Here is a 26,493-nt window from a genome sequence, read left to right as displayed (position 1 = left end):
ACGGTATTCAAGCATTACGTTGAGACAATCAATCACTCCGAAGAGCCAATCAACTACACGGAAGAGGCAATCAAGTACAATTTATTATATTTCAGCACTTTACAGACATTTTCGAAAAATTAGCAGATTTAACAAACCAGATGATGAAGACTGCAAACAAAGTTTTCCACATAAAAAAAACAATTGTTATCAAAGAAATCATGTAACACGTGATTTCAAAGTGATATGAATTGGTAAAATAAAAGGATTACGTTCATAATGTCAGCAACAAAACCACCCCGTCAAAAATTCTTCGAATTTTCGCCACCCCTCCGAGGGAGGGGAATTGCTGCTGCGCATAGATAGAGTTAAAAATTCCCCTCCCTCGGAGGGGTGGATTTTTCAGAATGAAAAGACGGGGTGGTTTCAAAAGCGTAAAAAACAAAAAATCCTTTCAAATAAATGAAAGGATCTTCTAATGTAATATGAAATAAACTAAGTGTGCTCTAATTTTTTACTGAACAATGATTTTAAAATTGCTGTTCAGGTTGTCTCCTGAAACATTCAGAATATAATTTCCCGATACTTTTCTACCGCCCATATTCAGATTAAATGTTCCGTTCTCGTTAGCATTCAATTTTTCTTTGATGATCACCTTTCCGGTCATGTCCATTACCGTTGCCGTTAAGCTTAATTTTTTATATTCAGGAAGTTTAATGAATAACTGATCTTTCACAGGATTCGGATATACACTTCCAACATTTTTGCTGATGCTGAATTCTGCGTTACCCAACACTGCCTGATTGTACAAAGCAGATATTTCCGTTGGAGATAATGCGTAATTGTACATTTTCAACTCATCAAATGCACCTTTGTAAGGAGCCGGAGCATTAGTACTTGCCGAAAATTCAAGTTCACCGATATTCCCGATCACCAAAGCACTTGCTTCACCAATTCCGGTAACTGCAGTTTCGTCTCCTTCTGAACTTAAAACTCCGTTGGTGTAAATTCTCATTTTATGAGTGGTAATATCTCTTTGGATCACTACGTGTACCCAATTGTTGGTAAAATAATTGGCAATTGGCGAGGTGATTTCCTTTTTGGTAACATCATCATCAATCGCATATCTCAACTGACCGCCTTTGATTTCTACATTAAAACGTTTACCTGTTGCTCCTGTCGTAAGATTCTTTGTAAATGAACCTTTGCACAAAACATAAAGACTGGTTGCCGAAGAAGACGGAATCATACTTGCCGGAGCTTTCATCCAGTAAGAAACCGTAAATGAATTCGTATTAAATAAAATCTGATCCTGATGCGGAATACTCGCTATGTAAGGCGTGTTCGGGGATGTTGCCAAATCAAGGGCATAGTTTTCTTTTCCCGGTACTCTTACATTCGCATTATCGTAAGCAACATTTAAGGTTCCGTTATTGGCGTAAGAAGTAACGTCTGCAATTTGTTCACCAGAAGAAGGAATTTCTGAGAATGGCCAGTTTCCGACAAGACTCGGCGTCAGTGCACGGAAACTCCAGACATCTCCCGTTATAGAACCTAATGCATTTGAAGAATCAATTCTCCAGTAATAATTGGTAGATGTATTTAAATTAGTTAACTGATATGATGGTGTCGCGGAATAAGGTACTGTTGCAACATTTGTTAAATTCTGTGGATCTGTTCCAAAATGAACGGTGTAGTTGGTGGTATTGGTACTGCCCGTCCATTTTAACAATAAATTTCCATTCGTCAACTGCACATCATTAAAACCATTTGTCGGTGTTGGAGTGGTTGCTTTTGTAGGAGCAGACGGAACTGGCGGTGTAGTGATTGACGCATTCGCTGTATAGACCGAAGAATCGGTAGCATTGGTCGCTTTGACTCTGTAATAATACTGAGTATTCGGTGTTAAACCTGTTTCATTATAACTTGTTGTATTCGCAGGCAATGTAGCAATAACTGTGAACGCAGTACCATTTAGTGAACGCTCCAGTACATAATTGGTTTCATTAGTTGCATTATCACTCCAATTTACAGTTAACGAACTGGTAGCCGGAGTTCCGGATGTCAAAGCATTCGTGAAATTCACTCCAGAAGGAGGGATAACAAAATCCGGAGCCGGTGTATTCGGTAAACTGTTTATATATACCTCAATATTCAGATAAGGAGCATTCGTAGTGCTTACGTTTAAAGCATCAGGAACATTTGGATTCAGTCCGTTGGCAGTTTCCCAAGCATCGGGCATTCCGTCATTGTCGGTATCTAAAGGAGCCGGAGCACCGTAAATATGACCTGCACCACCATTGGTAAAACCAAATTGAGTGGTTAAATCAGTTTGTACATACACATACGCAGCAGTTGTTCCTTTCGACTGAAGATCTGAAATCATCAGACCATCTACCTGATCACGTTTCGGATAAGATGCTCCCACGCCTGCAATGATATTATCAAATGCTCCCTGAGCCGTTAGTGTCGGGTTCTTCATCGGATAATCATAAGAAGTCGACTGTATTGCCGTTATATCTCCAGCAGGAAATCCAGTTAAATCAGAAGGAACGAGTGCTCCATCTAAAACTCCGTTTTTATTATTATCAAAATAATTTCCTGAACCATATAAATTAAAGTTGGCGTTTCCTACACTGAAAGGTGTAGAAACAGTACCGCTCGTATTGGGTCCTCCAATAAAATAATTATTGATGATATTTACAAAAGAACTTCCCGCAGAATCACCGCCCATAATGTACGCTTCTCCAGACTGAGTGTGTCCGTACGTGTTTCCATAATTCCCCCAGTTGTAAACGACATTGTTTACAAACTCGTTGATTCCTTTTACTTTATTATTACGGGTCTTATTACAGATGTATAAATTTCCGATTAAACTGATTTTTCCTCCGGCAGACGGCTGCATCAAACCTCCCGCAGAATGGTTATGGCGATGTAATCCCTGTCCGATAATAGAATTTTGGATGGTGATATTATCCGGACTTGTCCCATTGTTATCCCAGTTGATGGAGAAAACCTCATCTGTTCCCCAGGTAAACGTCATGTGATCCAGAATAATATTCGCCCCGTTGGAAATTCCTGATGCATCCTGATTTTGCGACGTTCCGCCATAACGGATACGCATATATCTTGCAATGGTATTACTCGATCCTGAAAATGATACTCTAGGTCCTAAAAACAAAATCCCTTCTCCCGGAGCGGTCTGCCCGGCAATTGTTGTATTGGCAGCCACGGCAACAACAGATTGTAAATTAACAATCCCTCCCACTTTGAAAATCACAAATCTTCCCGGCTGACTCACTGCATCACGGAAAGAACCTGCGCCACTGTCATTTAAATTCGTAACTAAATAGATTTGAGGATTGGCTGCTCCTCTTGCTCCGGTGGTATATCTACCAAAACCGGTAGCTTCAGGAAATGCTAATGTCTGAGCATCTAAGCCAGCAGCGGATAAGGTCAATCCACACAATAGCAAAGATTTTAAAGCTTGCTTAATGAGTAAAGTTTTCTTGTTCATGTAATATTAATTTTGTGTTAACCAAGCTAATCACAAACGTAAATATGAGCATCCTGCACCATCCTGCTGAACAATTATGTATCAATCATTTAGATTTTAAATCATAGTATTAACACTAAATTAAAAAATTTTAATGGGCTGGAAATAACTTATGAGATGAATGAAAAATTTGTTTTTCAACCTGAAGTTTTTATTTATTATTTTGAGTTTGAACCAGCAATTTCTTTTCGCCACAAATTTTCTGAATAATCATTACAATAATTTACTTTATTCTTGAATTGCATATTATTTAGCGAAATAATTTAGTTTAAAATACACATTCAATTCAAAATAAAATATACATTTGTTAAAAACTATAACACTTTTCACCACAAACAGATACTACATCTGATAAAGCCTTTCATATCTCAATTACAATGCTCAGTAAAGTTTATTTTACGAATAATATGCTTTAGTGGGATTTGAAATTATAAAAGTCATCGAAAGTTAAACATCTAAAAAACCAATAACCATGGAAAAGTCTAAAACATCTCTGTATCAAGCTGCCACTGAGGTATGGGGTAAAGCAATATTAAAAGATGCTTCTTACACAAAAAATTTGGAGCTTAATCTGGAACTTCACAAAAAATTGCTGAATATTTTTCAAGCGGGAGATTACTACTATATGATTTTTAATGTATCTACGATGGAATTAGAATTCATAAGTCCTCACATTAAAAATATACTTGGTTACGATTCTAATGAAATAAATGCTTTATTTTTTTTAGACCAAATTCATCCGAATGATAAGCCTTATTTCTTAAATTTTGAAAACAAATTAACAGAATTTCTAAAAGAATTACCATTGGAAAAAAGAGGCAGTTACAAATTCCAGCACGATTACAGAATAAAAACTAAAACCAATAATTATATTCGCCTACTTCATCAAATCGTTCCCATCGAATTTGATGAAAATAACTATTACAGAAGTCTGGTCTTGCATACGGATATTACCCATATCAAAAAAGAGGGTACACCTTGTTTTTCTATTATTGGCTTTGATGATGAGCCATCATATTATAATATTGAGGTTACAGAGAAGCTCACTAAGTCATTTGATCTATTCACGAAAAGAGAAAAAGAAGTTTTGAAATGCATATTGGAAGGCAAAAACAGTAAGACCATTGCCGAAAAGTTATTTATTAGTCTGAATACTGTGCATAACCATCGGAAAAATATTTTGACTAAAGCTGAAGTTCATAACCCATTGGACTTACTAAGTAAATCGATAAAAGAGGGGTGGATTTGAAGATTAAAAATAGCTAATAGTAGCTATTTTTTTTGTTGGATATATGGTATAGCTTTGAGTAGATAAAAATAACAGACCATATTTACTTAAAGTTTTATTATTTCAATTTAGTTTTTGTTTATAAGCAAAAACTAAAGCTTGTGAATGGGAATACAAAATACCTGTGAAAAAGTAAAATAAAGATAGAAAAACTCCCACCAAGAAGATATTGCCAAAAGCGGGACTAAGTATTATGCTTCGATATCCATCGCCCCCCTACTCGTTGCCTGCAAGTGTAAAGACATGCCCATAAATAACTAAAATTAATATCATGATACAAAAACCAAAATCAGTAATGAACTATATGATTTTATTAGCTTCATTAATCCTTTTACAAGGCTGTGGTAGTTCAGGGACAGGTATCTTAAAAGGACCACCAAAATGTAGTATTCCAAGAAATTGTATTAAAATAGATTTGAATCAAACTATCTGTAAAACAATAAATGGAGTTAACCATTTTCAATGGGTTGCAAAAAATGAAAATCCTAACGATGTTGTTTCAGTAACTTTCATAAAAAAATACTTTGTTGAAAGTTGGATTCCTTACCCAATAGATGCGAATTATCCCGGCTATGAATTAAGACAAATTGGAATTGGGGGCAGTACTATTTTAGGATGTTCTTTTGATACAGTCGATGGTGTATATCGTGAAATAAGTTATGAAATTCAAAAAGTATGTCCCGGAACTGAAACTTGCAATTTTAGTCTACCTACAAATGCAGATATTTCATTATTAGATTGCAAGCCAAGCGAAAAGTGCGATTATTGTCTTGAAATAGATTACAAATCTTTGACAGATAATACTCAAAAAAAATCAATAACTGAATTTTATTTGAGTATGTTGAATAAATTGGGTACAAACTATAATTTTAAAAACGACCTTTCAATGGCATTTTTTGCAAGTTTGCCCAATAATACATGTGGAAAAAGAATTTCTGTATTAAAGAATGATAACACGTATGTCAGTGAGGGGGCTAATAATTGTATAAATGGATTTTCAGTTAACCCAAGTATTTTCCTTAAAGGAACAAAAGAAACTTTTTCTAAAATGTGGGTGAATATTCCGAATAAAATTACAGGCAAGTTACTCAATAATAATCCCAATACAAAACTATTATTAAATAGAGAAAATGGACAAAGCATTAACGTTACAGTAGAATTGGATGCCAATAAACAAATTAGAAGCGATTATATTTCACAAATTATAGCGTATAAAAATGAAAAAATATTGTTTATAACAGGCGACTTTATATGTATAAAAATAATAAACTTACCTGTAGATTAAAATACCATTAGACAATAAGGGATTACCAAAACTGGGATAAAATACAAAGCTGAACTTGCGCAATTCTATAAACATTAGCAAAAGTGAAGTACTTCGTTTTCCTCGACTTTGATTATATCCAAACTGTTAAGCTCAATTCGAGACAATTTTAATACCAAAAAAATCCCTTTCAAAAAACTGAAAGGGATTTATTATATCTAAAAAAACTTTAATTACATATAAGCTTCAATCGGCTCACAAGTACAAACCAAGTTTCTGTCTCCATAAGCTTCATCAACTCTAGAAACCGAAGCAAAGAATTTATGATCTCTTACCCAATGTAGAGGATAAGCCGCCTTTTCTCTGCTGTATGGTTTATCCCAAGAATCAGAAATTACCAATTGCTCAGTGTGAGGAGCATTTTTTAGTACGTTGTTTGTCTGATCTGCTTCACCGTTAGCAATCTCATCGATCTCATGCTTGATTGCGATAAGAGCTTCAGCAAAACGGTCGATTTCAGATTTGCTTTCAGATTCTGTAGGTTCGATCATCAATGTTCCTGCAACCGGGAAAGAAACCGTTGGTGCGTGGAAACCGTAATCCATCAATCTTTTTGCAACATCAGCCACTTCAATTCCTAAAGATTTGAACTGACGGAAATCTACGATACATTCGTGCGCTACTCTACCTTCAGTATTTGAATATAAAATAGGGAAATGTTCTGCTAAGATTTCTTTTAAATAGTTTGCATTTAAAATTGCGTGCTCAGTAGCTTTTTTCAAACCTGAAGTTCCCAACATTTTGATGTAAGCGTAAGAAATATTAAGAATCAATCCAGAACCGTAAGGGGCTGCTGAAATTCCTTCAATCGCTTCTTTTGAACCTACTTTAATGTTAGCATTCGTAGGCAAGAAAGGAACTAAATGTTTCGCAACACAGATCGGACCAACACCTGGACCACCACCTCCGTGAGGAATAGCAAAAGTTTTGTGAAGATTAAGGTGACAAACGTCTGCTCCGATGTTTCCAGGACTTGTATATCCTACCTGAGCGTTCATGTTGGCACCGTCCATATAAACCTGTCCGCCGTGATCATGAACTAATTGCGTAATTTCTTTAATGTTGGCATCAAAGAATCCGTAAGTTGACGGATAAGTGATCATTACACAAGAAAGGTTTTCAGAATGCTGCTCTGTTTTTGCTTTGAAATCTTCGAAGTCAATTTCGCCACTTTCAAGGTTTTTAACGACAACAATTTTCATTCCTGCCATTGCTGCAGAAGCCGGGTTGGTTCCGTGTGCAGACTGAGGAATCAACACCACATTTCTGTGACCTTCGCCTCTTGAGATGTGATATTCTCTGATCACCATCAATCCTGCATATTCTCCCTGCGCGCCAGAGTTTGGCTGAAGTGAGGTTCCTGCAAAACCTGTGATTTCAGAAAGATCTTTCTCTAATTCTTTGATCATTTCCTGATAACCTCCTGCCTGATTTACCGGTACAAATGGGTGAACAGCTCCCCAATTATCCCAAGAAAGTGGCAACATTTGAGTCGCAGCGTTCAGCTTCATTGTACAAGAGCCCAAAGAAATCATCGAATGCGTTAATGATAAATCTTTTCTTTCAAGACGTTTGATGTAACGCATCAATTCTGTCTCTGTATGGTATTTGTTGAATACTTCCTCTGTCAAAATCTCATCTTTTCTAAGATTTTCTTCAGGAATGCTGTATCCTTCTTTTATTTCTAATTTGAAAGTCTGCTTGTCTTTAAACTGAGCGAAAGAAGCCATCAAAACATTCAGTTTTTCCAACGTTGTACTTTCGTTGATCGCAATGCTGATTACTCCTTCTGTGAAATAGTTTAAGTTTAACTTGTGATCAAGCATCATTCTCATCAGTCTTGCTTTCTCATCTTCAGCCATCACGATTTTTACCGTGTCAAAGATTGGCTCTTCAACGGTCTGATAGCCTAAAGCTTTCAATCCGCCTTTTAGTGCATTTGCTTTAAAGTGAATCTGGTCAGCAATATAATTTAATCCTTTCGGACCGTGATAAACTGCGTACATTCCGGCCATAACAGCTAAAAGAACCTGAGCAGTACAGATGTTTGAAGTTGCTCTTTCTCTTTTGATGTGTTGCTCTCTAGTTTGCAAAGCCATTCTCAAAGCACGTTTTCCGTACATATCCTGAGAAACCCCGATGATTCTTCCCGGAATATCTCTTTTATAATCTTCTTTACAAGAGAAAAATGCCGCGTGAGGACCACCATAACCCAATGGAATACCGAATCTCTGTGAAGTACCAACCGCACAGTCAGCACCCATTGATGCAGGAGATTTCAATTTAACCAAAGCCATAGGATCACAAGCTACAACAACCTGTAAGTCTAATTTTTTGTATTCAACGATATCTTCTGTATAGTCTAAAACGATTCCATTTTTACCTGGATATTGCAATAAAACTCCGTAGTAAGATTCGTCGAACTGATGTGTTTTGTGATCACCTTCAACGATTTCGATTGCTAAACCTTCAGCTTTTGTTTTTAAAACAGAAACGGTTTGAGGTAAAACCAAGTCAGAGATAAAGAACTTATTTGCTCCTGCTTTTTTCTGATCTTTCGTTCTGTTGTTGAAGAACATGTGCATTGCTTCTGCAGCTGCTGTAGATTCATCCAACAAAGATGCATTTGCCAACGCAAAACCTGTCAAATCACACACAACAGTCTGATAATTAAGCAAAGCTTCTAATCTTCCCTGCGCAATCTCTGCCTGGTAAGGCGTGTACGCTGTGTACCAGCTTGGGTTTTCAAAGATATTTCTCTGAATCGCCGATGGCAACAAGGTATTGTGGTATCCAAAACCGATATAACTCGTATAATCAGTATTCTTTGCTGCCAATTCTTTCGAATGATTCAGCATCTGATATTCTGAAAGCGGTTCTGAAATATTCAGATCATTTTCTAAACGGATAGATGATGGAATGGTTTGAGAAATCAATTCTTCGATACTTGAAACGCCAACTTTTTCCAACATTGCCTGCTTATCGGCTTCGTTTAGGGAAATGTGACGGCTCACAAACTGCTCTGTATTCATTTTTATATATTAGATTTTGTTTGAAAAAAAAGATTCGTAAAATTACGATTTTTAAAATGATTTTGCAACCTAAGTAGCTGATAGTAATTAGCTTTTTGCTATTGGCTTTATAATTAGTGCTTTGAATCTTATCAATGTGTGATTACAAGTAGTAAAGAGGAATTTATTTAAATCTTCTATCGGAATGATTTTGATTTAAATTTATTGATGGCATTCGTTTATTTGAACACCAAGAGTACTAAGATTTTTTTAATACAAACTGTTTTTAAGTTTCACAAAGCCGTTACACTTTTAGAAGCTCACGAAGTGTTTTCGTATTGAAATAATAGAAGGATTAATTATAAATCCATAATAAAATATTTACAAACCCTTTGATAATCAGTATTTAAAGAAAAGTGAAATTTTATTAATTATATTTATTCTAAATTAATATATTTGCAGTATGAATATCATCACTCCATTTAAAGTTCCGCCATTGACTCCGGTATTTTCTTTCAAGAATGAAGAAATGTTCTGCGGTGACAAAAAATCTTGCTGTAAAAAATTCAAAAAAGGAAAACGTTGCAAAAAATGCCCTGGAAATAAGAAATTGGCTTAGTTAGTTAGTTAGTTAGACTGCTGATTAAAAAATAAATTGCTAGAGCTAAAATCAATAATCCAAAAATTAAGCGGAAAATTTTTGGCTGACCTTTAGGATTTGTTGCAGTTCGTGGCTGTGATTTAAAAAGTTCTTCTGCTCTATCCCTGAATTTTTCGCCGTCAGATTCAAAAACCTCTGTTACGGTAATTCCCTGAACGACGGTTTTATGCAAAAGTGAATTGGTCGCATGCAACAACAACTGGAATTTTCCGTTTTTAAATTCTGTGATCTTAAAAACTCTTTCACCATACGCTTTTTCCAAACCAAACGGCAAAACTTTGACTACATCGGCATTCTGAGTCTGCCAGGTAACGATAATCTCCTCTCCTTTTTTCGCATGAATTTTATTTGCCGAAAAAGTCTTAATCGAAGGTGGAACGGTATATCTGAAACTTTTTTGCAGACTTTCTAAATTCTGATCATAGGTAATTCTTCTCCCTTTCTCACTTAAAGTTTCGTACGCCTCCTGAATTTCTTTAAAACGCTCTGCAAAAAAATCATCATTTTGGTTTTTATCGGGATGATATTTTAATGAAAGTTTTCTGTAGGATTTTTTGATGTCTTCATCCGAAGCATCACGAGAAACACCGAGAAAATAATAGTAATCTTTCATGTAAGTGAATACAAAAATAAGAATTTTATTTTCTTTGATCTTTTATTTCACACACGATTTTTATCATTGCGAGCGAAGCGAAGCAATCTCTTTTTTAACGCAAGGCGCTAATATTTTTTTATATGATTGAGAATATTTTTCGTTCGAAAAGGGGTTTGACTACGTCGAATCTATGATTTCACTCGGAAAATACTGAAACTTTATTTTTTAAATTGGGAATTTCCACCGTGTTTGTCATTCCGTAGGAATCTCAGCAATGCATTTAAATAATCGCTTAATTCCTGCGGAATGACAGACGTTATGTTGATTTTAATGTCCGAATAATTCGTGCATTCGTGGCAAAAAATCATTCACAACAAAAAAATTCCGGCGCGGGAAGCAAAGCTTCCCGCGCCGGAATAAGACAATTTCAATTTAGTTCCTTTCTATTTATGCTTCTGCAAATTCTTCTTTTCTTGCATCTTTTCTGCAGCATCTTGAGGCAAATTCTTTCTTAAACTTTCCTTTCAGTTCCTGATACTGCTCCTCATCCATTTCTCTGATTTTGTCTGCCAATCCGAAAGGCGATTTTTCTTTGATTCCGTATTCGTTGAAAATACCTCTTACAAATCTTTTTCTTTCAATTACCTTTTTGGCAACCATTGCAACTCCGGCAACGGCAAGTGCTCCAAGAACACCTTTTAATACTGAATTTTTCATTTTCTTAAATTTTAAATTTTACTACTTCTTGTTTTTTTATAGAGACGAATTCGTTTTAGTTTTTACTTTACTACTTCAAAAATTTTAAACTATTCGTTATTTCTGTTGAAAAATCCTGTTGAGCATTTCTGTCTCCAGACTTCTTTGAATTTTTCTTTTTCTTCCTCAGACATTCCTTCCATTTTATGTCTCAAGTGTTTCTCTTTCATATCTTGCATTCCCTTTCCGAATTTTCCGTGAAAACCTCCGAAAAGAATTTTACTCAATACCAAAATCCCCATTGCCTGCCAATAATTGATACTTTTAACACCGATAACTTCGGGCAAAATGCAGTTCCAAAGCCACATTACAATCAGCGCAACGGCAAGGAAAATCAAGGGCGGACATAAAATTAATAGTGCCCAACTTTTTTTATATTTATTGTTCATTTTATTTATTTCTAATTATTTAAATCTTCGTACAATTGTCTCAATCTGTTTCTCAAATGCTTTACTGCATAATTTTTTCTACTGATGATGGTTTTAATGTTTTCGCCCTGCTCATCAGCAATTTCCTGCAGAGTTTTATCGTTCAGTTCATTTTCCATGTAGACCAGTTTCTGTTTTTCGGGAAGCTCTTCCAAAGCTTCAAACAGTTTTTTCCAAATCTCATCCTGAAACATTTTTACATCGGGTCCGGCGCTGTCGTCAAGCAACAGAATATCTTTTATCGAAAACGATCCGTCTTCATCTTCGTAGACAAAATCTTCAAGATTTTCGGTTTTCTTTTTTCTGTATTTATCGATGATTTTGTTTGATGTAACTCGGTATAACCATCCGCCGACATTTACAATTTCAGAAAGATTGGTCAAACTGCTGAACTGATACCAAACTTCCTGCAGAATATCTTCCGCATCTTCGGTATTTTTCACTTTCGGACGAATGAAAGACATCAGCTTTCCTCCGTAACTTGATACGGTTTGCGAAATAATGTTTTCCTTTTCCTTCTGTGGCATTGTTATTTTCTCGGCAATCTCCATATTGCTATGACGATTGTGGTTTTTGTTTTACTTTAATGAATGTAGAGATTTTTTTTGACATTACAATTTTTCGTCTGTTAATCGTGTTTTTGTTGCAATATTTTTTTAGGAGCTGATCCGGCTATCCACTATTACTCCTCGCTCCTTCGCTTTTCCATCGCTTGCTGCGGGGTAACCGTTTCTATCCGGGCTAGAGAACCTCCTCTAGAGGGGGATTCTGTGCGCTGAAATATTGTGAGAAAATTGTGTTGTTATTTAACAAAAAAACGGAAAGCAAAATACTTTCCGTTCCTTTTTATACGTTTCTGTTGAAGTTTATTTATTAAAATTTTCAGCGAAGAAACCAAGCATATATTTGTACAATTCGAGTCTGTTAGGTTCTTTTCCGAATCCGTGTCCTTCGTCATATTTTACCATGTAAGGAACTTCAAAACCTTTACTTCTCAATGCTTTTACGATTTGATCAGATTCGTTAATATTCACTCTTGGATCATTTGCTCCTTGTACCACAAACAATGGCTTTTTAATTTTATCAATCTGGAAAACAGGTGAAACTTCTTTCGCAATTTTAGCCTCTTCAGGATTATCTAAATCGTACCATATCTGCTTAACCATTTCTTTGTAAGGTTTCCAATATTCAGGGAAAGAATCGAAGAATGTGAAGATATTTGAAACACCCACGTAATCAACACCACAAGAATATAAATCTGGTGTTTTGATCAATCCCATCAAAGTAGCATAACCACCGTGACTTCCGCCATAGATGGCAATTTTATCCTTATCGACCCAACCTTGCGAGATAGCATATTTCACTCCGTCTTCCACATCATCCATTGCTTTTCTCCCGATTTGTTTGTAGCCCGAATTCTGAAACTCTTTACCATATCCACCAGAAATTCTGAAGTTGACCTGTAAAGTTGCATACCCACGACTTGCAAATAATTGAGTTTCCGGATTGAATCCCCAATCATCTCTGATTCCCTGCGGACCACCGTGAGGATTTACAATCAAAGGAACTTTCTGACCATCAACAGCAGCTTTTGGCAATGTAATATACCCATGAATGGTCAGTCCATCTCTGCTTTTGAATTCGATAGGTCTCATTTCTGCCATATCCTCTTCTTTTAACTGAGGCATAAGGTCGACAAGAAGTTTTAATTTTTTAGATTTTACATCATACTCATAATATTTTCCGTATAATTTGTCACTGTCAACAACCACTAAAAGCTTAGAATCGCTATCATCCGAAGAAACTACATAAAACTGTTTGTCACCAAATTCCGATTTTAACTGAGTATCAATTTCCTTATAAAATTGACTTACAGGAATGATTTCATTTTTGATTCCGTTATAACTGATATAATCTAATTCGTAATTTCTGTTTTTACCAGCCATGCTTACAGAGCTCACATCAAAAGTTGGATTTGAATAAACCTCTTTAATAACAGCATTTTTCTTTAAATCATACAGAACAATTCTCGACTTATCACTATCTAAATTCGTAACAACATACGCCTCATCTTTATTTTTGAGTTATCATTGAATCTCATGATACTGAAAGTATCTTTCCAATCTGTTGATTTAAGAAGATCAAACTTACCCGATTGTAAATTCTTGTAATATGTCTTTGTTGTTAATCCGTTTTCTAAAATCGTATAGCCTCTTAAATTTCCTTCTTTATCAAAAAGGTAACCGTCAATAGGGTTTTTAGGGTCTTTATTTTCAAAAAGCTGAGTCATTTCACCCGTAACAAAATTTATTTTGAAAGGCTCAAAAATCTGCTTGTTGTTTTTATTCATGGTGACCACAACATAATCAGTATCTTTTATGATCTGTACCAAACCAATGGTTACACCATCAAAAGGCGTAAGATCTTTAAGATTTTTTCCATCAATATCTGCTGCGTACAAGTGAAGATTTTCATTTCCGCTTTTATCCTGAGTATAAAAAAGACGCTTTTTATTGAGCCAACCGTAACTTCTGATCAGATCTTCTTTTTCAACAAGCGCTTTGGTTGCTTTTCCCGTTGCTAGGTCTTTTACAAAAACATGATTTTTGCTGTCTTTATCCTTTTCTTTATAAGACAAATATTTTCCGTCTGGCGAGATTTTAAACTGTGAGGCTTTGGGTCTTGCAAAATAATCCTCAACCTTGTATTTAAAGTTTCCTTTATCATACGAGATCAATTTTTCTAAGGTAGCCTTTGAGGAAACCAATGTTGGGTCACCGGGCAATTTTGTTGTGGAAGTCTGTGCATTCATCATTATGGCTGAGATGACAACCTGAGCGGTCGCAAAAAATTTAGAATTAGTAGTCATAATATCTATGGATTTGATTTTAAAATGATCGATTGCTTTGATAAAACAATCATATATTAATTAGACAACTTAAACTCAAAATTGTTACATCCTTTTCTCAAAATAGTGAAGTTATTGATAAAAAAACGGAAAGTAAAATACTTTCCGTTTTATATGTTTTTTAAATCTGTCTGATTTAATTTAAATAAATTCCAAAATACCAAGTCCATGCGATTAAAATAATCTGCATCGGAATTCTTTCTTTGTACAAATAAGCCATTCCGGGACCTGAATAATCACCTTTGAAAATATTGACATTCTTTTTGGATGAATTGACATTGGCTACAAAAACCAAAATATAAAAAATAATCATTAAAATTGCAGTAATCTCACGAATTGAAGAAATCATCAAGCCAATACCTGCTGCAATCTCTAAAATTCCTGTGAAATAAACCCAGAATAATTTAGCTGGAATAAAATCAGGAATCATTAAAGCCATTCCTTTTTGGAATTTAAAATGAGCCAAACCAGTAAAAACAATGAAAGCGGTCATTCCTAAATTTCCAGCAAACAAAAAATTCCAGTTTCCCTGAATGAATTTGCTGCCGATTAAAGCTAAAATAAAGGTAGCAAAGAGAATGCTTAGTAATTTCATAATTAGTTGAAGAATAAATTATATCAGTTTGTCTCTGCAAGATTCTTCACCACTTCCAAGCCTTTTGTAAATCCGGTATTCATGTGCTCTTCCCAATCTTTCTCGGTTTGTACTTCCACATGAAGTTTGGTTTTACCATCATAATCTATGAGAATATATTTTTCAAAACAACCGCTCCACTGCTTGATTTCCATGCTTTCTGTATCTTCTACTCCATTTTCATCAACCATTCCGAGGTGTTTGAAAATCATCTGGTCGGGTTCTTCAATACTATCGATGGTAGAAACCATTCCGGCGCCTTTAGGATTCACAAAATAGGTTTTTCCGCCCACTTTCCAGTCAGTTTTCATTTGTGAACCAGGACCGAAAAATTGGGTCCATTCACTGTAAGTTTCTTTTCCAAATAGTACGTTCCAGACTTTTTGCTTAGGTGCATTGATAATAGTTTCATAAGATAATGTTTCCATATTTTAAGTTTTTATGATTTATATTTAAACACGAATAAAACTAATTTTTTGCACAAATAACACTAATAATCTTGTGAATTTGTGAATTTGTGAAAATAATTTGAGATATTCGTGTTAAAAATTTATAATTGATTTTCAGATAAATGTTTTACATTTTGAAGCGCATTTGGAAATTTGTCTTCGAAAAAATCTTTGAATTCTTCCGATGTGTTAATTCTTGCAATCAGTTTAGTTCCTTCTTCAGTTTCTTGCAAAATGTAAGATTCTGTGGCATCACCCCAATCCTGTGGAACTTCTACTCCATCATAAATTTCGCCCAGATGAAGAAAAGTCATTTCTTTGTTTGGGTTATTTTTTAAAACACGGCTGTACATACCGTTGTTATTAGGATCAAAAAATTTCATCATACTTTCCTCCCCCAAGTTCCTACATAAAACGAACCTTTTGTAAAAGCTGAAGTCCATTGCCTGTAGCTGAAGTCGTCCCATAGTACTGTCCAAACTTTTTCTGGAGCTGCATTAATTTCGATAGTGTATTCTAAGGTTTCCATATATTTTGGTGTTAGGTGTTAAGTGTTAAGTGTTAAGTGTTAAGTGTTAAAATTAATTATCCGCCGATAAAATCACCGCCGTTGACGTGAATAATTTCACCGGTAATAAAGCTTTAATCTCGGGATACAATCCGTCTCTTGGAACTTTCGATAATGATTTTGACTTGTTCTGTGTCTTCATAAGCAAATCTTTTTTCATTAGTAACAACAAACAGCAAGCCGAAGAGAAAAAATTGGAAGATTGAAGCAGGATGTTGTAGATGACATTTCCCAAAAAAACTTTCAGCTAAAAAACTAAGAGTTGTAGGCGTTTTCCAAATCCTTAATCACAATTTTCTGCATTTTCATCATTGCCTGAACGACTTTTTGAGCTTTCAGCTGGTCAGAATCACTCATTAATTCAATTAATTTTTTTGGAACAATTTGCCAGCTCATTCCAAATTGATCTTTCAGCCAACCACACATACTTTCACGACCTCCATCCGACGTGAGAGCATTCCACAGATCATCGGTTTCTTCCTGATTATCGGTCATCACAACCATAGAAATTCCTTCATTAAAATCAAATTTGTGGTCATAAGAATTATCCATACAGAAGAAGCTGTACCCATCAATTTCGAAGTGTGCATGTTGTACATTTTCCGGAACTTCATGACTTTCATTTCCGACACCGTCTCCATATTTCAAAACTCCGCCAATCTTTGAATTCGGGAAAACATGGGTGTAAAAATCCATTGCTTCCATTGCCTTTCCGTTATTTTGGTGAATAAACATTAAGGTTGGGATAATTTTTTGTTCGCCCTGTTTTTCACCCAAATACAATTGCCATGTCAAGCCAAATTTGTCTCGAACCCAACCATATTTTTCACTCCAAGGATATTTACCTAGCTCCATCAGAACGATTCCTCCATCTGATAACTGATTCCAATAATTTTGAACCTCATCATCAGTTTCGCATAGGACCATAAAAGAGACCGAGGCATTTTTTTCAAACTGCGGACCGCCGTTTAAAAGCATTATTTTTTGACCGAAAAGGTCAATATTCATTACAACCGGTGTATCTGCCGTAATTTTTCCGTTAAATACTTTACAGTAAAATTCTGCTGCCTCTTTGGCATCTTCATTGTGCCAGAGGCAAGGAAAAATGTCGTTATTCATAATTTTATTTTTTAAAAACACAAATCATAAATTTCACAATGTATTACCTGCGATATAATTGTGTTTTTGTGGTTAAAATATCTCAATGTTACTTTAAAAAAGCATCATTATTTTTCATGTAAACTTTCAACTTCTGCATCGTATTTTTCCCAAATCCATGAAACTGCAAGAGCTCACTTTCTGAGTAATCTGAAAGTTTTTCTAAAGAATCTATTTTTTCTTTTTCTAAAGTTCTTCTTGCGGGCATTGCAATAATTCCCTTCAAAAAATCATTTGAAACGACATGACGCTCAGTACAAATGGGTTTTAAAAACTTTGCCATTATCACTAAATTGATCATAAGTCGAAAAATTATTTTTAATGATTTTCCACATATTTATGGAAGTTGTTGAGTATCGCATACCAGCCATCACGCTGCATTTCTACAGAGTTTTGCTTTTCAGGATCGAAACTGATCTTAACATTCGTCGTATTTTCATCTATCCTTTCAAAAACGATTTCTACGTTTCTGCCGTCTTCCATGTGATATTTAATCAATTCATATTCTACAACTTCATCATAAACTCCTACAAAATCAAATCCGAAACTTCCGTCTTTGGCTTCCATTCTATTATTGAATTTCCCGCCGACTCTAAGATCATTTTCAGAACTTGGACATTCCCAGCTTTCGTGAGCGAAATTCCATTTCACAATATGTTTAGGCTCATTATAATAATCCCAAACCTTTTCTACGAGAGCTAAAATTGTGATGTCGATGTTAATTTTATCCATTTGTTTCTTGTTTTTTCTAAGTTAAAAGAAGGGCAACTTTCAGCTACCCTTAGATTCATTAAATATAGAATATTTTTTATCCTTCGTAGCCTTGATCGGTAGAAAAATTGATCATCCAATATACTCCGAATTTATCCTGAAAACTACCGAAATAATCACCCCAAAATTGGTCTTCAAGAGGCATTTCAATATTTCCGCCTTCAGAAAGCACCTTAAAAATTCTGTCCGCATCTTCTCTCGAATCCGGAAAAATAGAAACATAATTATTGTTTCCTACCTTTAAATTCTGTCCAAACGACGGCACAATGTCTGATGCCATCAAAAGGTCGCTGCCCACCGGAAGTGCGATGTGCATTACTCTGTTTTTCTCTTCCTCTGAGAGATTTTCAGTTCCGGGAGCATTCCCCATTTTGTGGACTCCGCCAACGAATTCGCCACCGAAAACAGTTTTGTAAAAATTGAATGCTTCTTCTGCTGTACCATCAAAATTGAGGTATGGATTTAATTTTGCCATGATTTTAAGATTTAGGTTTAGGTTTAGGTTTAAATAAAATTGAATTTTTAATATTTCATATTCTCATCAAAGTCATATTTCATTCCTTCGTAATTGAGAATTCTTCGCATCAGTCCGATTTGTCCGCACAGATAATCTTCACGTCCTATGCACATTCCGACGAAATTCAGAACATTTTCAGGGAAAAATTCGATATTCATTCCCATCGGAAAATCTTTTTCTAAATCTTCATCAGAAACTTCAAGCAATTTTTGATAAACTAAAGGTGAAATTTCATGAAAACTGTTCTTAAGTTGTTCTAACGTTGGATAGTTTAAACTCTCATCCAAAGCTTTTCCCTGAAAGAAATAATCTTTAAATTCAAATTCTTCTTCAATTCCAAGTACATTTCCCATGGCGTAGCGCATATCGAGAAAGTTCCCTACCATCCAAACGATGTGATTGGTTCTGCCTTCAATTCTTTTCAAAGCATCTTCTTCAGAAACTCCTTCAAGAACCATCAAAAAATTCTGGCTGTGACCACGAAACGCAGGAATGATGATGTCTAGTTTTTGTGATTTTGGTGTGTCCATTTTGTGTAGTTTAATGTTGTTTGTGAATTGTATGAAATTCATTTTTAAATTTCTCTTGCAGATTTTATTTTACAGCTCCAGGTTTTCCTAAAATCCTTCTGAGATACCCGAATTGACCGCTGTGGTAAATTTCGTGAAGAGATAATCCTGAAATATCATTAATTATTGCAGAATCAAGGCTTTCAAGACTATTCAGTTTTATTTCAAACTTATTCTGAGATTCTTTTAAGTAAGATTTTAATTCTTCAAAACTTACAAATTCATCTTTTCTGTTCAAAGGAATTTCCCCTCTGTTGTAGCATGAAAATTTTTCATTTTCCCAAACCGATTCTTCACCCAAAATATTCAGAAAAGCATTTCTTATGTAAATTAAATGCCCTAAAATCCAATTCATACAATTCGCTTCACCATTAGGAAAAATCATTGCTTCTTCGTTTGAGATATCATTAATATTCATCGAAATCACTTTGTAATTACTGAATATCAAAAATTTTAAAATTTCAATATCGTTCGATTGTGTTTCCATTTGATTATCATTGAGGAAGTTGAGACATATCTGCAAATGTTACATTCCAACCATGGCCATTGATGTCCCAGAAAGAGTTTTGATACATCCATCCGTAATCCTGCGGCTCTTCATGCTGAGTTGCACCATTTGCTACAGCAGCATTTACTACCTGATCAACTTCCTCACGACTGTCTAAACCAATTGCGACCAAAACCTGTGTGGTATCGCCTTTTGGAACAGGTCTTTCAGAAAAAGTCTGGAAATATTCTTCAGTTAAAAACATAACGAAGGTATTATCATTTAAAACCACACAAACCGCCTTTTCATCTGAGAATTGTTCGTTAATCGTAAATCCGAGCTTTGTCCAGAAGTCTTTTGTTTTCTGAACATCTTTTACCGGAAGGTTGACATAAATCTGATTGATTTTCATTTTCGTAATTTTAAATTTGTAATAATTAGAATCTTATTCTGCCGGAATCTGAGAAGCATCTGCAAACATAACTTCCCACTGATGACCGTTCAAATCTGAAAAAGTACTTTGATACATCCAGCCATGATCTTGTGGTTCGCTGTATGTAGAACCTCCGTTATCAATGGCAATTTTTACCATTTGATCTACTTCTTCACGACTTTTTACACCAATGGCAATAAGCGTTTGAGTGGTTTCTCCTTTGGCAACGGGTCTGTCTGTGAAAGTCTGAAAAAACTCTTCCGTTAAAAACATCGTGTAAATATGATCTGCTTTCATGATTACACAAATCGCTTTTTCGTCTGAGAATTGCTCGTTGATAGAAAACCCTAATTTTGTCCAGAATTCTCTCGTTTTCTGAACATCTTTTACAGGAAGGTTGACATAAATTTGATTGATTTCCATTTTTGTAATTTTAATGTTGAACTTTTAACCAAAATTACCAAGTCGCCATGAAAATCAACTTGCCATAAGACAAGATTTAATTTTTCTTAGGATGCGAAACTAATTCTTTGCGAATTCGGCTTAATGAAGTGTCTGTAACACCAAGATAGGAAGCGACCTGCTTCAGGGGAGCAAATTGTATAACGTGCGGTTTTTGTTCTAAAAGATTGAGATAACGTTTTGTTGCAGATAGCGTAAACATTTCTACGGAACGTTGTTTATAGGTGAAAAGTTCTTGCGACATCCAAGCTCTCCCCCATTCACTTAGGTTTTGCATTTTATGATATAATTCCTGAAAAGTATCAAAATCGATTTTTTGACATTCACAATCTGTGATGCAGACAATGTTTTCCTGGGTAGGAATTCTCTGAAACAATGAAGAAACTTCGATGATAATTTCGTTTTCAACAAAGAAGTTGGTAGTCACTTCGTTCCCGTTAAAATCATTCACAAAAGACCGCGCTAAACCTTTCTCTAAAATTAAATATTCGTTGGATGTTTTTCCTTCTTCCAAAATAAAATCGCCTTTATGAAAAATACTTTTTCGTGTGCATTAATTATTTCATCAAGCTCTTCAGGGAAGAAAAAAGGAAAATCGTGGTAAACGCTAAAGACTTTTGTGCTCATCCAAATAATATTTTTAAGATTTTAAAATTATAATTTTTATTTGGAATTAAAAGTGAAATATTTAAATTTAAAACACAAAAGTTGCAAAAGTTATGAAGGCATAAGATATTTTAGTTGAAAAATAAACCACCGAGAAGAGTGAATTTATTTTAAAAATTCATTCAAACCAATCTTTTATCAATTAAAATAACGATAGTTGAATTGGTTTTGGTTTTGAAGGTTTTTCTGCGTCACCGAAGACTGTTTTCCCACCGAAACGCCAAGAATTCTGACGTTCTTCTTCAATTACATCATTAATGTCGAAATCTGGCGTGAAATTTTTCTCTGCTTCTGAAATAATAGTGTGAAGTTTATTGATTGACTGCAATTTATCTGAATTTCCGAGCTTTGATTTTTCAATTCCTTTCTGCAGAATGTTGATGGTTTCGTCATAAACATTGATGGGAACAGGAAACGGATGTCCGTCTTTCCCACCATTTGCAAAAGAAAATCTTGCAGGATCTCTGAATCTTGATGGCGCTCCGTGAATGACTTCGCTGACCAAAGCGAGACTTTGTAAAGTTCGCGGTCCAACACCTTTCAATAAAAGCAGTTCTTCGAAGTTTTCAGGCTGATTTTCTCTGGTCATGTACAAAAGTGTTCCCAATTTTTTCAAATCAACATCTGAAGCACGAACATCGTGATGTGCAGGTAAAATCAAATTGGCAAAATCTTGCATTATTTTTTCAGAATTGGTATGGGAGATTTCCAAAATTCCTTTTCTGCTTTCCTTAGCTTCATGAGCGGTTAAGTTCAGGATCTGACCTTGATTAATTCCCTGAATTCCTTTGTGAGGTTCATCAACAAAAGATTTCATATTTTCAGAATGCCAATGATAGCGTCTTGCAGTTCCGTCTGCATCGTTCATTCCCTGCTGTACCACTGCCCAGTTTCCTTCGTCTGAAACGATAAAATTGTGCAAATACAACTGATAACCATCCTGAATTGCCGTATTGTCAACTTTTGCCGATAATTTGCTTGCACGAACTAATTCAGTTCCATTTAAACCGGTTTTATCTGCGATAACGAGAAGTTCGTTCGGAGTTTCTTTTGAAAATCTGCCTTTTCCGCCACAAATATAAATCCCGAGCTCTTTAGAATTGGGATTGATGCTGCGTTTCAAAGCGCCCATCACCGAAGTTGTGATTCCGGAAGAATGCCAATCCATTCCCATTACTGCGCCAAAACTCTGGAACCAAAATGGATCTGCCAATCTTTTAAGTACCTCATCTTTTCCGTAATCAGCCAACATGACTTCTACAATCGAAAGTCCGAGTACAGCCATACGCTCGTACAGCCAAGGCGGTACTTTTCCGTAGTGAAGGGGTAATGTTGCAGTTCCGGAGCGTTTCATTACGTAAAGGTAGTTTTAATTATAAATAATTTTGATGATTTGAAGCAGTTTTTTAAACACGAAGAACACAAATTCTTTTCACAAATTTCACGAAAAGAGTACTATAAATTTTGGCTAAAGCCATTATGATTTTTCACTTATTAAACGGGCTAAAGCCCGTTCCTATTGATGAAATAGCCTGTGTTTATTTGAATTATAATGCTTTAAATAAAATCAATGAATAAAATTTAATTTTGAAATAAAAAGCCTTGCGAAAACAATTTCCACAAGGCAATATTCAATATTAATTTAAACTTTAATGCTTTATAATTTCCTTTACAATTCCACCCTGAGGTTCTCTTACAGTTTGGGTGAAAATAAATGCTTTTGGATCGATTGCACGAACGATATTCTGTAATTTTCTTACTTCTAAACGAGTTACAATCGTAAAAATAATGTCTGCATCTGCACTTTGTTCAAAAGATTCTTTCATGAAACCTCTTTCTCCTTTGTAAACTGTGATTCCTCTGTTCATCGTTAAAACCAAAGCTTTTTTGATTTCTTCACTGTTTCCTGAAACAATGGTTACACCGGTATAAGCTTCGATCCCTTCAATTACATATTTAGTAATCTGACTTGCAACGAGATAGGTCATAATCGCATACAAAGCGATTTCTACTTTTAAAAATTTTGCGGCGATGATGAAGATAATGACATTCATTCCCAAAATAATTTCAGTAATGCTGAAACTGCTTTTTTTGAATGTTAATAATGCCAAAACTTCCATTCCGTCGAAAGTTCCGCCACCTCTCATTGACAATCCGATTCCGATTCCCATGAAAAATCCGCCAAACATGGCGACCAATAATTTGTCATGTGTCATTTCCGGAAAAGGAACGAAATAGATGGTTATGATGATTAATAAAATTGTCAAAAAACTTCGAATAGCAAAATGTTTCCCAATCTGGAAATATGCCAAAACGATAAAAGGAATATTTAAAACCAATAGAATGACACCAAGATTCCAATGATAAACTTCGTGTAATAAAAGTGAAATTCCGGTAACGCCACCATCTAAAAAGTGGTTGGGAACGAGAAAAGATTTTAAAGCAAAACTTGCAAAAATTACACCTAAAACCAGATAAATAATATCTGATAGGGTAAATAGCGGGCCATGTTTGGTTGCTGAGCTCATAAGATGATCAGTAGTTTTTTAGTTTTGTTTTGATGATATTAAGATTTTCCTGTTTCTTCTGCTTTCTGTTGTTGATTGTTGTCTGGGTAAAATAATGATGACTTTCCAGGAATTTCTCTTGCAATAAATTCCAATCACGTTCAGAATTTACGATGCCAAACATCGAAAGTTCTTCGAATAATTTATCTCCGATGACAAAGAAATCGTCTCTTCCAAGGTAATCCAGATCAGCATCGGCTAAAATTTGTTCTAAATGATTGTGCGGAGTCTGCGGAATTTTTGTCGCCATGATCATTCCCTTTATTTTCTCAGTCTGCGGTTCAGAAAATCCGTACTCTGAAAGATATTCTTCGGCAATTTCACATGATTTTTCTTCATGATTTTTTGAGCCGTATAAAAATCCGGTATCGTGGAATAATGCTGCCGTTTTCAGCAGAACTAAATCTTCATCATTCACTTTTTCTGACCTAGCAATTTTTTCGACAGAATCAATAACGTCTTTCACATGCATTACGCTGTGGTATGAAAGGTGCTCAGGAAGGTTTTCCTTGAGTCTTTTTAATATTATTTTATTTAATTTTTCGTATTCCATATTAAAATAGAAAATGTGTTTCTTGTTTATTTAAACGCAAAGAGCGCAAGGATTTCTTTGAATGTTATTCTGCATATTTTTCGTTCGCAAAGGCGTTTCACTCAGCAAAGGCAACAAAACTTTTGTGGTTAATCTTTTTTAGTTTCAATCGCAAAATACATATCCATTTCGCCTTTTCCTTTGGTATGAATTTTCCCTCTGTATTCGCAATTTATTTTATCTTTTACGAGCTGATAGGTAGATTCAGATATATTTATTTTTCCTTTTTCGCTGTTCTGCTCCATTCTTGCAGCAGTATTTACGGTGTCGCCCCAAATGTCGTAAGCGAATTTTTTCACCCCAACAATTCCGGCAATCAAAGAACCTGAATTAATTCCGATTCTGATATCCAAAGTATTAGGATTTGTCTTTTTTCTTTCTTCAATAAAATCAATGATATCCAAAGCTACCAAAACTGTTTGATACGCATGGCATTCATTTTTAAGCGGTAAACCGCAGACTGCCAAATAGGCATCACCGATTGTTTTTATCTTTTCTAAACCATGTTTTTCCATGATCATATCGAAAGCGGTGAAACATTCATTCAATTCTACCAGCATTTTCTCAGCACCCATCTTCTCAGAACTTTGGGTAAAATTAACAAAATCTGTAAATAAAACGGTGACCTCATCGTAATATTTGGCTTCAGAACTTCCGTTTTCCTTTAATTCTTCTGCAACTTCGTGTGGAAGAATATTAAGGAGTAAGTTTTCTGTTTTCTGTTTTTCTTTCTGCAATTCGAAGGTTCTTTCGTCAACTTGTTTTTCAAGCAAATCATTTTGATCCTGAAGAATCTGTTGTTTTTCCTGTTCTTGTTTTAAATTAACATCAGAAAGTCGGTTGACTTCATCAAGTTGTTTTACAAGACTTAAATTGGTTGATGCAAATTGCCAGCCTAAATAAGCAGAGATTGAAATAGGGAAACTTACGAGAATGAGAACTAAGACAAATATGCCAAATTCATCTCCCGAAAATATTCTGGGCATTGCAATATTTAAAGAATCTAAAATATTAGCAATGATGGTAAGAATGATAATTAAACAGAAAGTAAGAATTCCTCCACCAACAATAAATGCTGACTTTTCTCTTCTTATCATCGCTCGAATGATGAGATATAGTGACTCAAACCAAACGAAAAATATATAAAAAGTAAGAAACCCAAAAGCCGCTTTTGTAGAAAAATAATAGAGAATCAGTAACAATGCAGCAAGTATCAGCATAATTTTTAACCTGATTTTACTCCGTCCAAATAACGTGTTGACAAAACCTGTAAGCGATGCACCAAAAACCAGTATCGCAAGGAAGGAAAAGAAACCATAGCACTCTACACTTTCCGGATCTGTCATCTCGTAAAATGATAGAACCATATAACTGAGTAAGCCGATGGATAGATTGTACGTGGAGAAATAAAGATTGTAGATTGCCTTTCTGTAAAATAAAAATAACAGTAAATGGATGAATCCCAAAGCTGAAAACACACCACAGATGAGCATAGCCACAAAATTGAACCCCTTCAGCATTTTAATATTTTCTTCCAAAAACTCCTTGGCAGAAACCAGCTCTACATCCAGCGTTACAGGACTATATTTGATGCTTATTTTTTTACCACCAACGATGGGCAAAAAGCGAATGGCCAAAACGTTGACTTCTGTATTATGTAAAGAAAATAATTGAGGTACTTCGTTTTTTACTTTAAATACTCTTGTTTTGCTATCTCCTATTTTGCCAATAGTTTCGATTTTTTTACCATTAAGATAAATTTCAGAAGCACCAACCTGTTTCACATCAAAACACAGTGATTGATTAATCATTGTAGAATCGATTTTAAAATAATATCTAATCCAATAAGGTTGATCTTTAGTGTAGCTTTTTTTGATGAAAACTTAAGATTTTTCCAATTAGAATCATCAAATTCAACAGAAGCAAATGCCGGATTATCACCTGCAAAGAATTTACTTGCTTCATCGATTTCTGCTCCGTATTTTATTTCTTTTTCGGTAAAAATTTTAGGTTTCTCACGAGAATTTTGAGCAAAACAGAAATTTTGCAGAGCAAAAAAGGTAAATATTAAAAATGTAAAGAGTATATTTTTTTTCAAAATTTTATCAAATTAA

At 35.0% G+C, this 26,493-nt stretch carries 29 protein-coding genes and 1 pseudogene; 3 read left to right on the top strand and 27 right to left on the bottom strand.

All coding sequences use genetic code 11. The annotated features are described in order from the left end of the window. Positions 1 to 493 precede the first annotated feature (493 nt). The gene (locus tag EAG08_RS18375) at positions 494 to 3,496 is read right to left on the bottom strand and encodes a LamG-like jellyroll fold domain-containing protein (protein ID WP_129536701.1); all 3,003 of its coding nucleotides are present in this window, start codon (positions 3,494 to 3,496) and stop codon (positions 494 to 496) included. A 511-nt stretch (positions 3,497 to 4,007) separates the two neighbouring features. On the opposite strand from EAG08_RS18375, the gene EAG08_RS18370 reads away from it, so the two are divergent. Together EAG08_RS18370 and EAG08_RS18365 are read left to right on the top strand one after the other, a co-directional pair. Then, positions 4,008 to 4,784 (top strand): LuxR C-terminal-related transcriptional regulator, encoded by a 777-nt coding sequence (locus EAG08_RS18370; RefSeq protein ID WP_228446643.1) that lies wholly within the window; start codon positions 4,008 to 4,010, stop codon positions 4,782 to 4,784. 310 nt (positions 4,785 to 5,094) lie between these two features. Continuing rightward, positions 5,095 to 6,108, top strand: a complete 1,014-nt coding sequence (locus EAG08_RS18365) for a hypothetical protein (protein WP_129536700.1) — start codon at positions 5,095 to 5,097, stop codon at positions 6,106 to 6,108. Between the two features lie 212 nt (positions 6,109 to 6,320). Here the strand turns inward: EAG08_RS18365 and gcvP are convergent, their stop codons facing one another. Continuing rightward, on the bottom strand, positions 6,321 to 9,179 hold the full coding sequence (gene gcvP / locus EAG08_RS18360) for an aminomethyl-transferring glycine dehydrogenase (protein ID WP_129536699.1): 2,859 nt from the start codon (positions 9,177 to 9,179) through the stop codon (positions 6,321 to 6,323). 442 nt (positions 9,180 to 9,621) lie between these two features. Between gcvP and EAG08_RS21485 the strand changes: the two genes are divergently transcribed. Further along, a complete protein-coding gene (locus EAG08_RS21485; RefSeq protein ID WP_164998597.1) occupies positions 9,622 to 9,777 on the top strand; it encodes a hypothetical protein in 156 nt (51 codons plus the stop codon). A 4-nt stretch (positions 9,778 to 9,781) separates the two neighbouring features. Here the strand turns inward: EAG08_RS21485 and EAG08_RS18355 are convergent, their stop codons facing one another. From EAG08_RS18355 to EAG08_RS18250, 25 genes and pseudogenes are all read right to left on the bottom strand, one after another. Continuing rightward, positions 9,782 to 10,432, bottom strand: a complete 651-nt coding sequence (locus EAG08_RS18355; RefSeq protein ID WP_129536698.1) for a DnaJ domain-containing protein — start codon at positions 10,430 to 10,432, stop codon at positions 9,782 to 9,784. 429 nt (positions 10,433 to 10,861) lie between these two features. Continuing rightward, entirely contained in the window at positions 10,862 to 11,131 is a 270-nt protein-coding gene (locus EAG08_RS18350) for a hypothetical protein (protein ID WP_129536697.1), read from the bottom strand. Between the two features lie 89 nt (positions 11,132 to 11,220). Next, entirely contained in the window at positions 11,221 to 11,559 is a 339-nt protein-coding gene (locus EAG08_RS18345; RefSeq protein ID WP_129536696.1) for a hypothetical protein, read from the bottom strand. An 11-nt stretch (positions 11,560 to 11,570) separates the two neighbouring features. Further along, positions 11,571 to 12,125 carry an RNA polymerase sigma factor gene (locus tag EAG08_RS18340; RefSeq protein ID WP_129536695.1) on the bottom strand — a complete coding sequence of 185 codons (555 nt, stop codon included), beginning with the start codon at positions 12,123 to 12,125 and terminating at the stop codon, positions 11,571 to 11,573. 339 nt (positions 12,126 to 12,464) lie between these two features. Beyond that, positions 12,465 to 14,467 (bottom strand): annotated as a pseudogene (locus EAG08_RS18335) (prolyl oligopeptidase family serine peptidase). A 175-nt stretch (positions 14,468 to 14,642) separates the two neighbouring features. After that, positions 14,643 to 15,101, bottom strand: a complete 459-nt coding sequence (locus tag EAG08_RS18330) for a hypothetical protein (protein ID WP_129536694.1) — start codon at positions 15,099 to 15,101, stop codon at positions 14,643 to 14,645. 23 nt (positions 15,102 to 15,124) lie between these two features. Then, a complete protein-coding gene (locus EAG08_RS18325) occupies positions 15,125 to 15,568 on the bottom strand; it encodes an SRPBCC family protein (protein ID WP_129536693.1) in 444 nt (147 codons plus the stop codon). Between the two features lie 122 nt (positions 15,569 to 15,690). Beyond that, positions 15,691 to 15,975, bottom strand: a complete 285-nt coding sequence (locus EAG08_RS18320; RefSeq protein ID WP_228446642.1) for a hypothetical protein — start codon at positions 15,973 to 15,975, stop codon at positions 15,691 to 15,693. Next, complete coding sequence (locus EAG08_RS22400; RefSeq protein WP_228446641.1) at positions 15,972 to 16,118, bottom strand: hypothetical protein; 147 nt, start codon at positions 16,116 to 16,118, stop codon at positions 15,972 to 15,974. Before EAG08_RS22400 ends, EAG08_RS18320 begins: the two co-directional genes overlap by 4 nt. A gap of 52 nt (positions 16,119 to 16,170) precedes the next feature. Next, on the bottom strand, positions 16,171 to 16,299 hold the full coding sequence (locus EAG08_RS22775) for a hypothetical protein (RefSeq protein WP_262696760.1): 129 nt from the start codon (positions 16,297 to 16,299) through the stop codon (positions 16,171 to 16,173). 113 nt (positions 16,300 to 16,412) lie between these two features. Continuing rightward, complete coding sequence (locus EAG08_RS18315; protein ID WP_129536692.1) at positions 16,413 to 17,276, bottom strand: VOC family protein; 864 nt, start codon at positions 17,274 to 17,276, stop codon at positions 16,413 to 16,415. 88 nt (positions 17,277 to 17,364) lie between these two features. Then, positions 17,365 to 17,598, bottom strand: a complete 234-nt coding sequence (locus tag EAG08_RS18310; protein ID WP_129536691.1) for a DNA-directed RNA polymerase subunit alpha C-terminal domain-containing protein — start codon at positions 17,596 to 17,598, stop codon at positions 17,365 to 17,367. A gap of 35 nt (positions 17,599 to 17,633) precedes the next feature. Continuing rightward, entirely contained in the window at positions 17,634 to 18,047 is a 414-nt protein-coding gene (locus EAG08_RS18305; protein WP_129536690.1) for an SRPBCC family protein, read from the bottom strand. 76 nt (positions 18,048 to 18,123) lie between these two features. Continuing rightward, a complete protein-coding gene (locus EAG08_RS18300; protein WP_129536689.1) occupies positions 18,124 to 18,561 on the bottom strand; it encodes a VOC family protein in 438 nt (145 codons plus the stop codon). Between the two features lie 47 nt (positions 18,562 to 18,608). Next, positions 18,609 to 19,133, bottom strand: coding sequence for a DinB family protein (locus tag EAG08_RS18295; protein WP_129536688.1), 525 nt, complete (start codon positions 19,131 to 19,133; stop codon positions 18,609 to 18,611). A 64-nt stretch (positions 19,134 to 19,197) separates the two neighbouring features. After that, positions 19,198 to 19,659 (bottom strand): hypothetical protein, encoded by a 462-nt coding sequence (locus EAG08_RS18290; protein WP_129536687.1) that lies wholly within the window; start codon positions 19,657 to 19,659, stop codon positions 19,198 to 19,200. Between the two features lie 7 nt (positions 19,660 to 19,666). Beyond that, positions 19,667 to 20,071, bottom strand: coding sequence for a VOC family protein (locus EAG08_RS18285; RefSeq protein ID WP_129536686.1), 405 nt, complete (start codon positions 20,069 to 20,071; stop codon positions 19,667 to 19,669). A gap of 33 nt (positions 20,072 to 20,104) precedes the next feature. Further along, complete coding sequence (locus EAG08_RS18280) at positions 20,105 to 20,515, bottom strand: VOC family protein (RefSeq protein WP_129536685.1); 411 nt, start codon at positions 20,513 to 20,515, stop codon at positions 20,105 to 20,107. 76 nt (positions 20,516 to 20,591) lie between these two features. Next, the gene (locus EAG08_RS18275; protein ID WP_317126286.1) at positions 20,592 to 21,068 is read right to left on the bottom strand and encodes a Crp/Fnr family transcriptional regulator; all 477 of its coding nucleotides are present in this window, start codon (positions 21,066 to 21,068) and stop codon (positions 20,592 to 20,594) included. Then, positions 21,035 to 21,181 carry a hypothetical protein gene (locus EAG08_RS22995; protein WP_317126285.1) on the bottom strand — a complete coding sequence of 49 codons (147 nt, stop codon included), beginning with the start codon at positions 21,179 to 21,181 and terminating at the stop codon, positions 21,035 to 21,037. Before EAG08_RS22995 ends, EAG08_RS18275 begins: the two co-directional genes overlap by 34 nt. Positions 21,182 to 21,362: 181 nt before the next feature. Then, positions 21,363 to 22,574, bottom strand: a complete 1,212-nt coding sequence (locus EAG08_RS18270; protein ID WP_129536684.1) for a DUF763 domain-containing protein — start codon at positions 22,572 to 22,574, stop codon at positions 21,363 to 21,365. A gap of 295 nt (positions 22,575 to 22,869) precedes the next feature. After that, complete coding sequence (locus EAG08_RS18265; RefSeq protein WP_129536683.1) at positions 22,870 to 23,748, bottom strand: YitT family protein; 879 nt, start codon at positions 23,746 to 23,748, stop codon at positions 22,870 to 22,872. Positions 23,749 to 23,755: 7 nt separating this feature from the next. Continuing rightward, positions 23,756 to 24,340 (bottom strand): HD domain-containing protein, encoded by a 585-nt coding sequence (locus EAG08_RS18260; RefSeq protein ID WP_129536682.1) that lies wholly within the window; start codon positions 24,338 to 24,340, stop codon positions 23,756 to 23,758. Between the two features lie 128 nt (positions 24,341 to 24,468). Next, on the bottom strand, positions 24,469 to 26,190 hold the full coding sequence (locus tag EAG08_RS18255) for an adenylate/guanylate cyclase domain-containing protein (protein ID WP_129536681.1): 1,722 nt from the start codon (positions 26,188 to 26,190) through the stop codon (positions 24,469 to 24,471). Further along, on the bottom strand, positions 26,187 to 26,477 hold the full coding sequence (locus EAG08_RS18250; protein WP_129536680.1) for a hypothetical protein: 291 nt from the start codon (positions 26,475 to 26,477) through the stop codon (positions 26,187 to 26,189). Before EAG08_RS18250 ends, EAG08_RS18255 begins: the two co-directional genes overlap by 4 nt. Positions 26,478 to 26,493 lie beyond the last annotated feature (16 nt).

It is taken from the genome of Chryseobacterium sp. 3008163 (genome assembly GCF_003669035.1).
Lineage (GTDB): Bacteria > Bacteroidota > Bacteroidia > Flavobacteriales > Weeksellaceae > Chryseobacterium.
The sequence above is the reverse complement of the archived record's forward strand: the minus strand, read 5'-3'. Positions and strand labels throughout refer to the sequence as shown.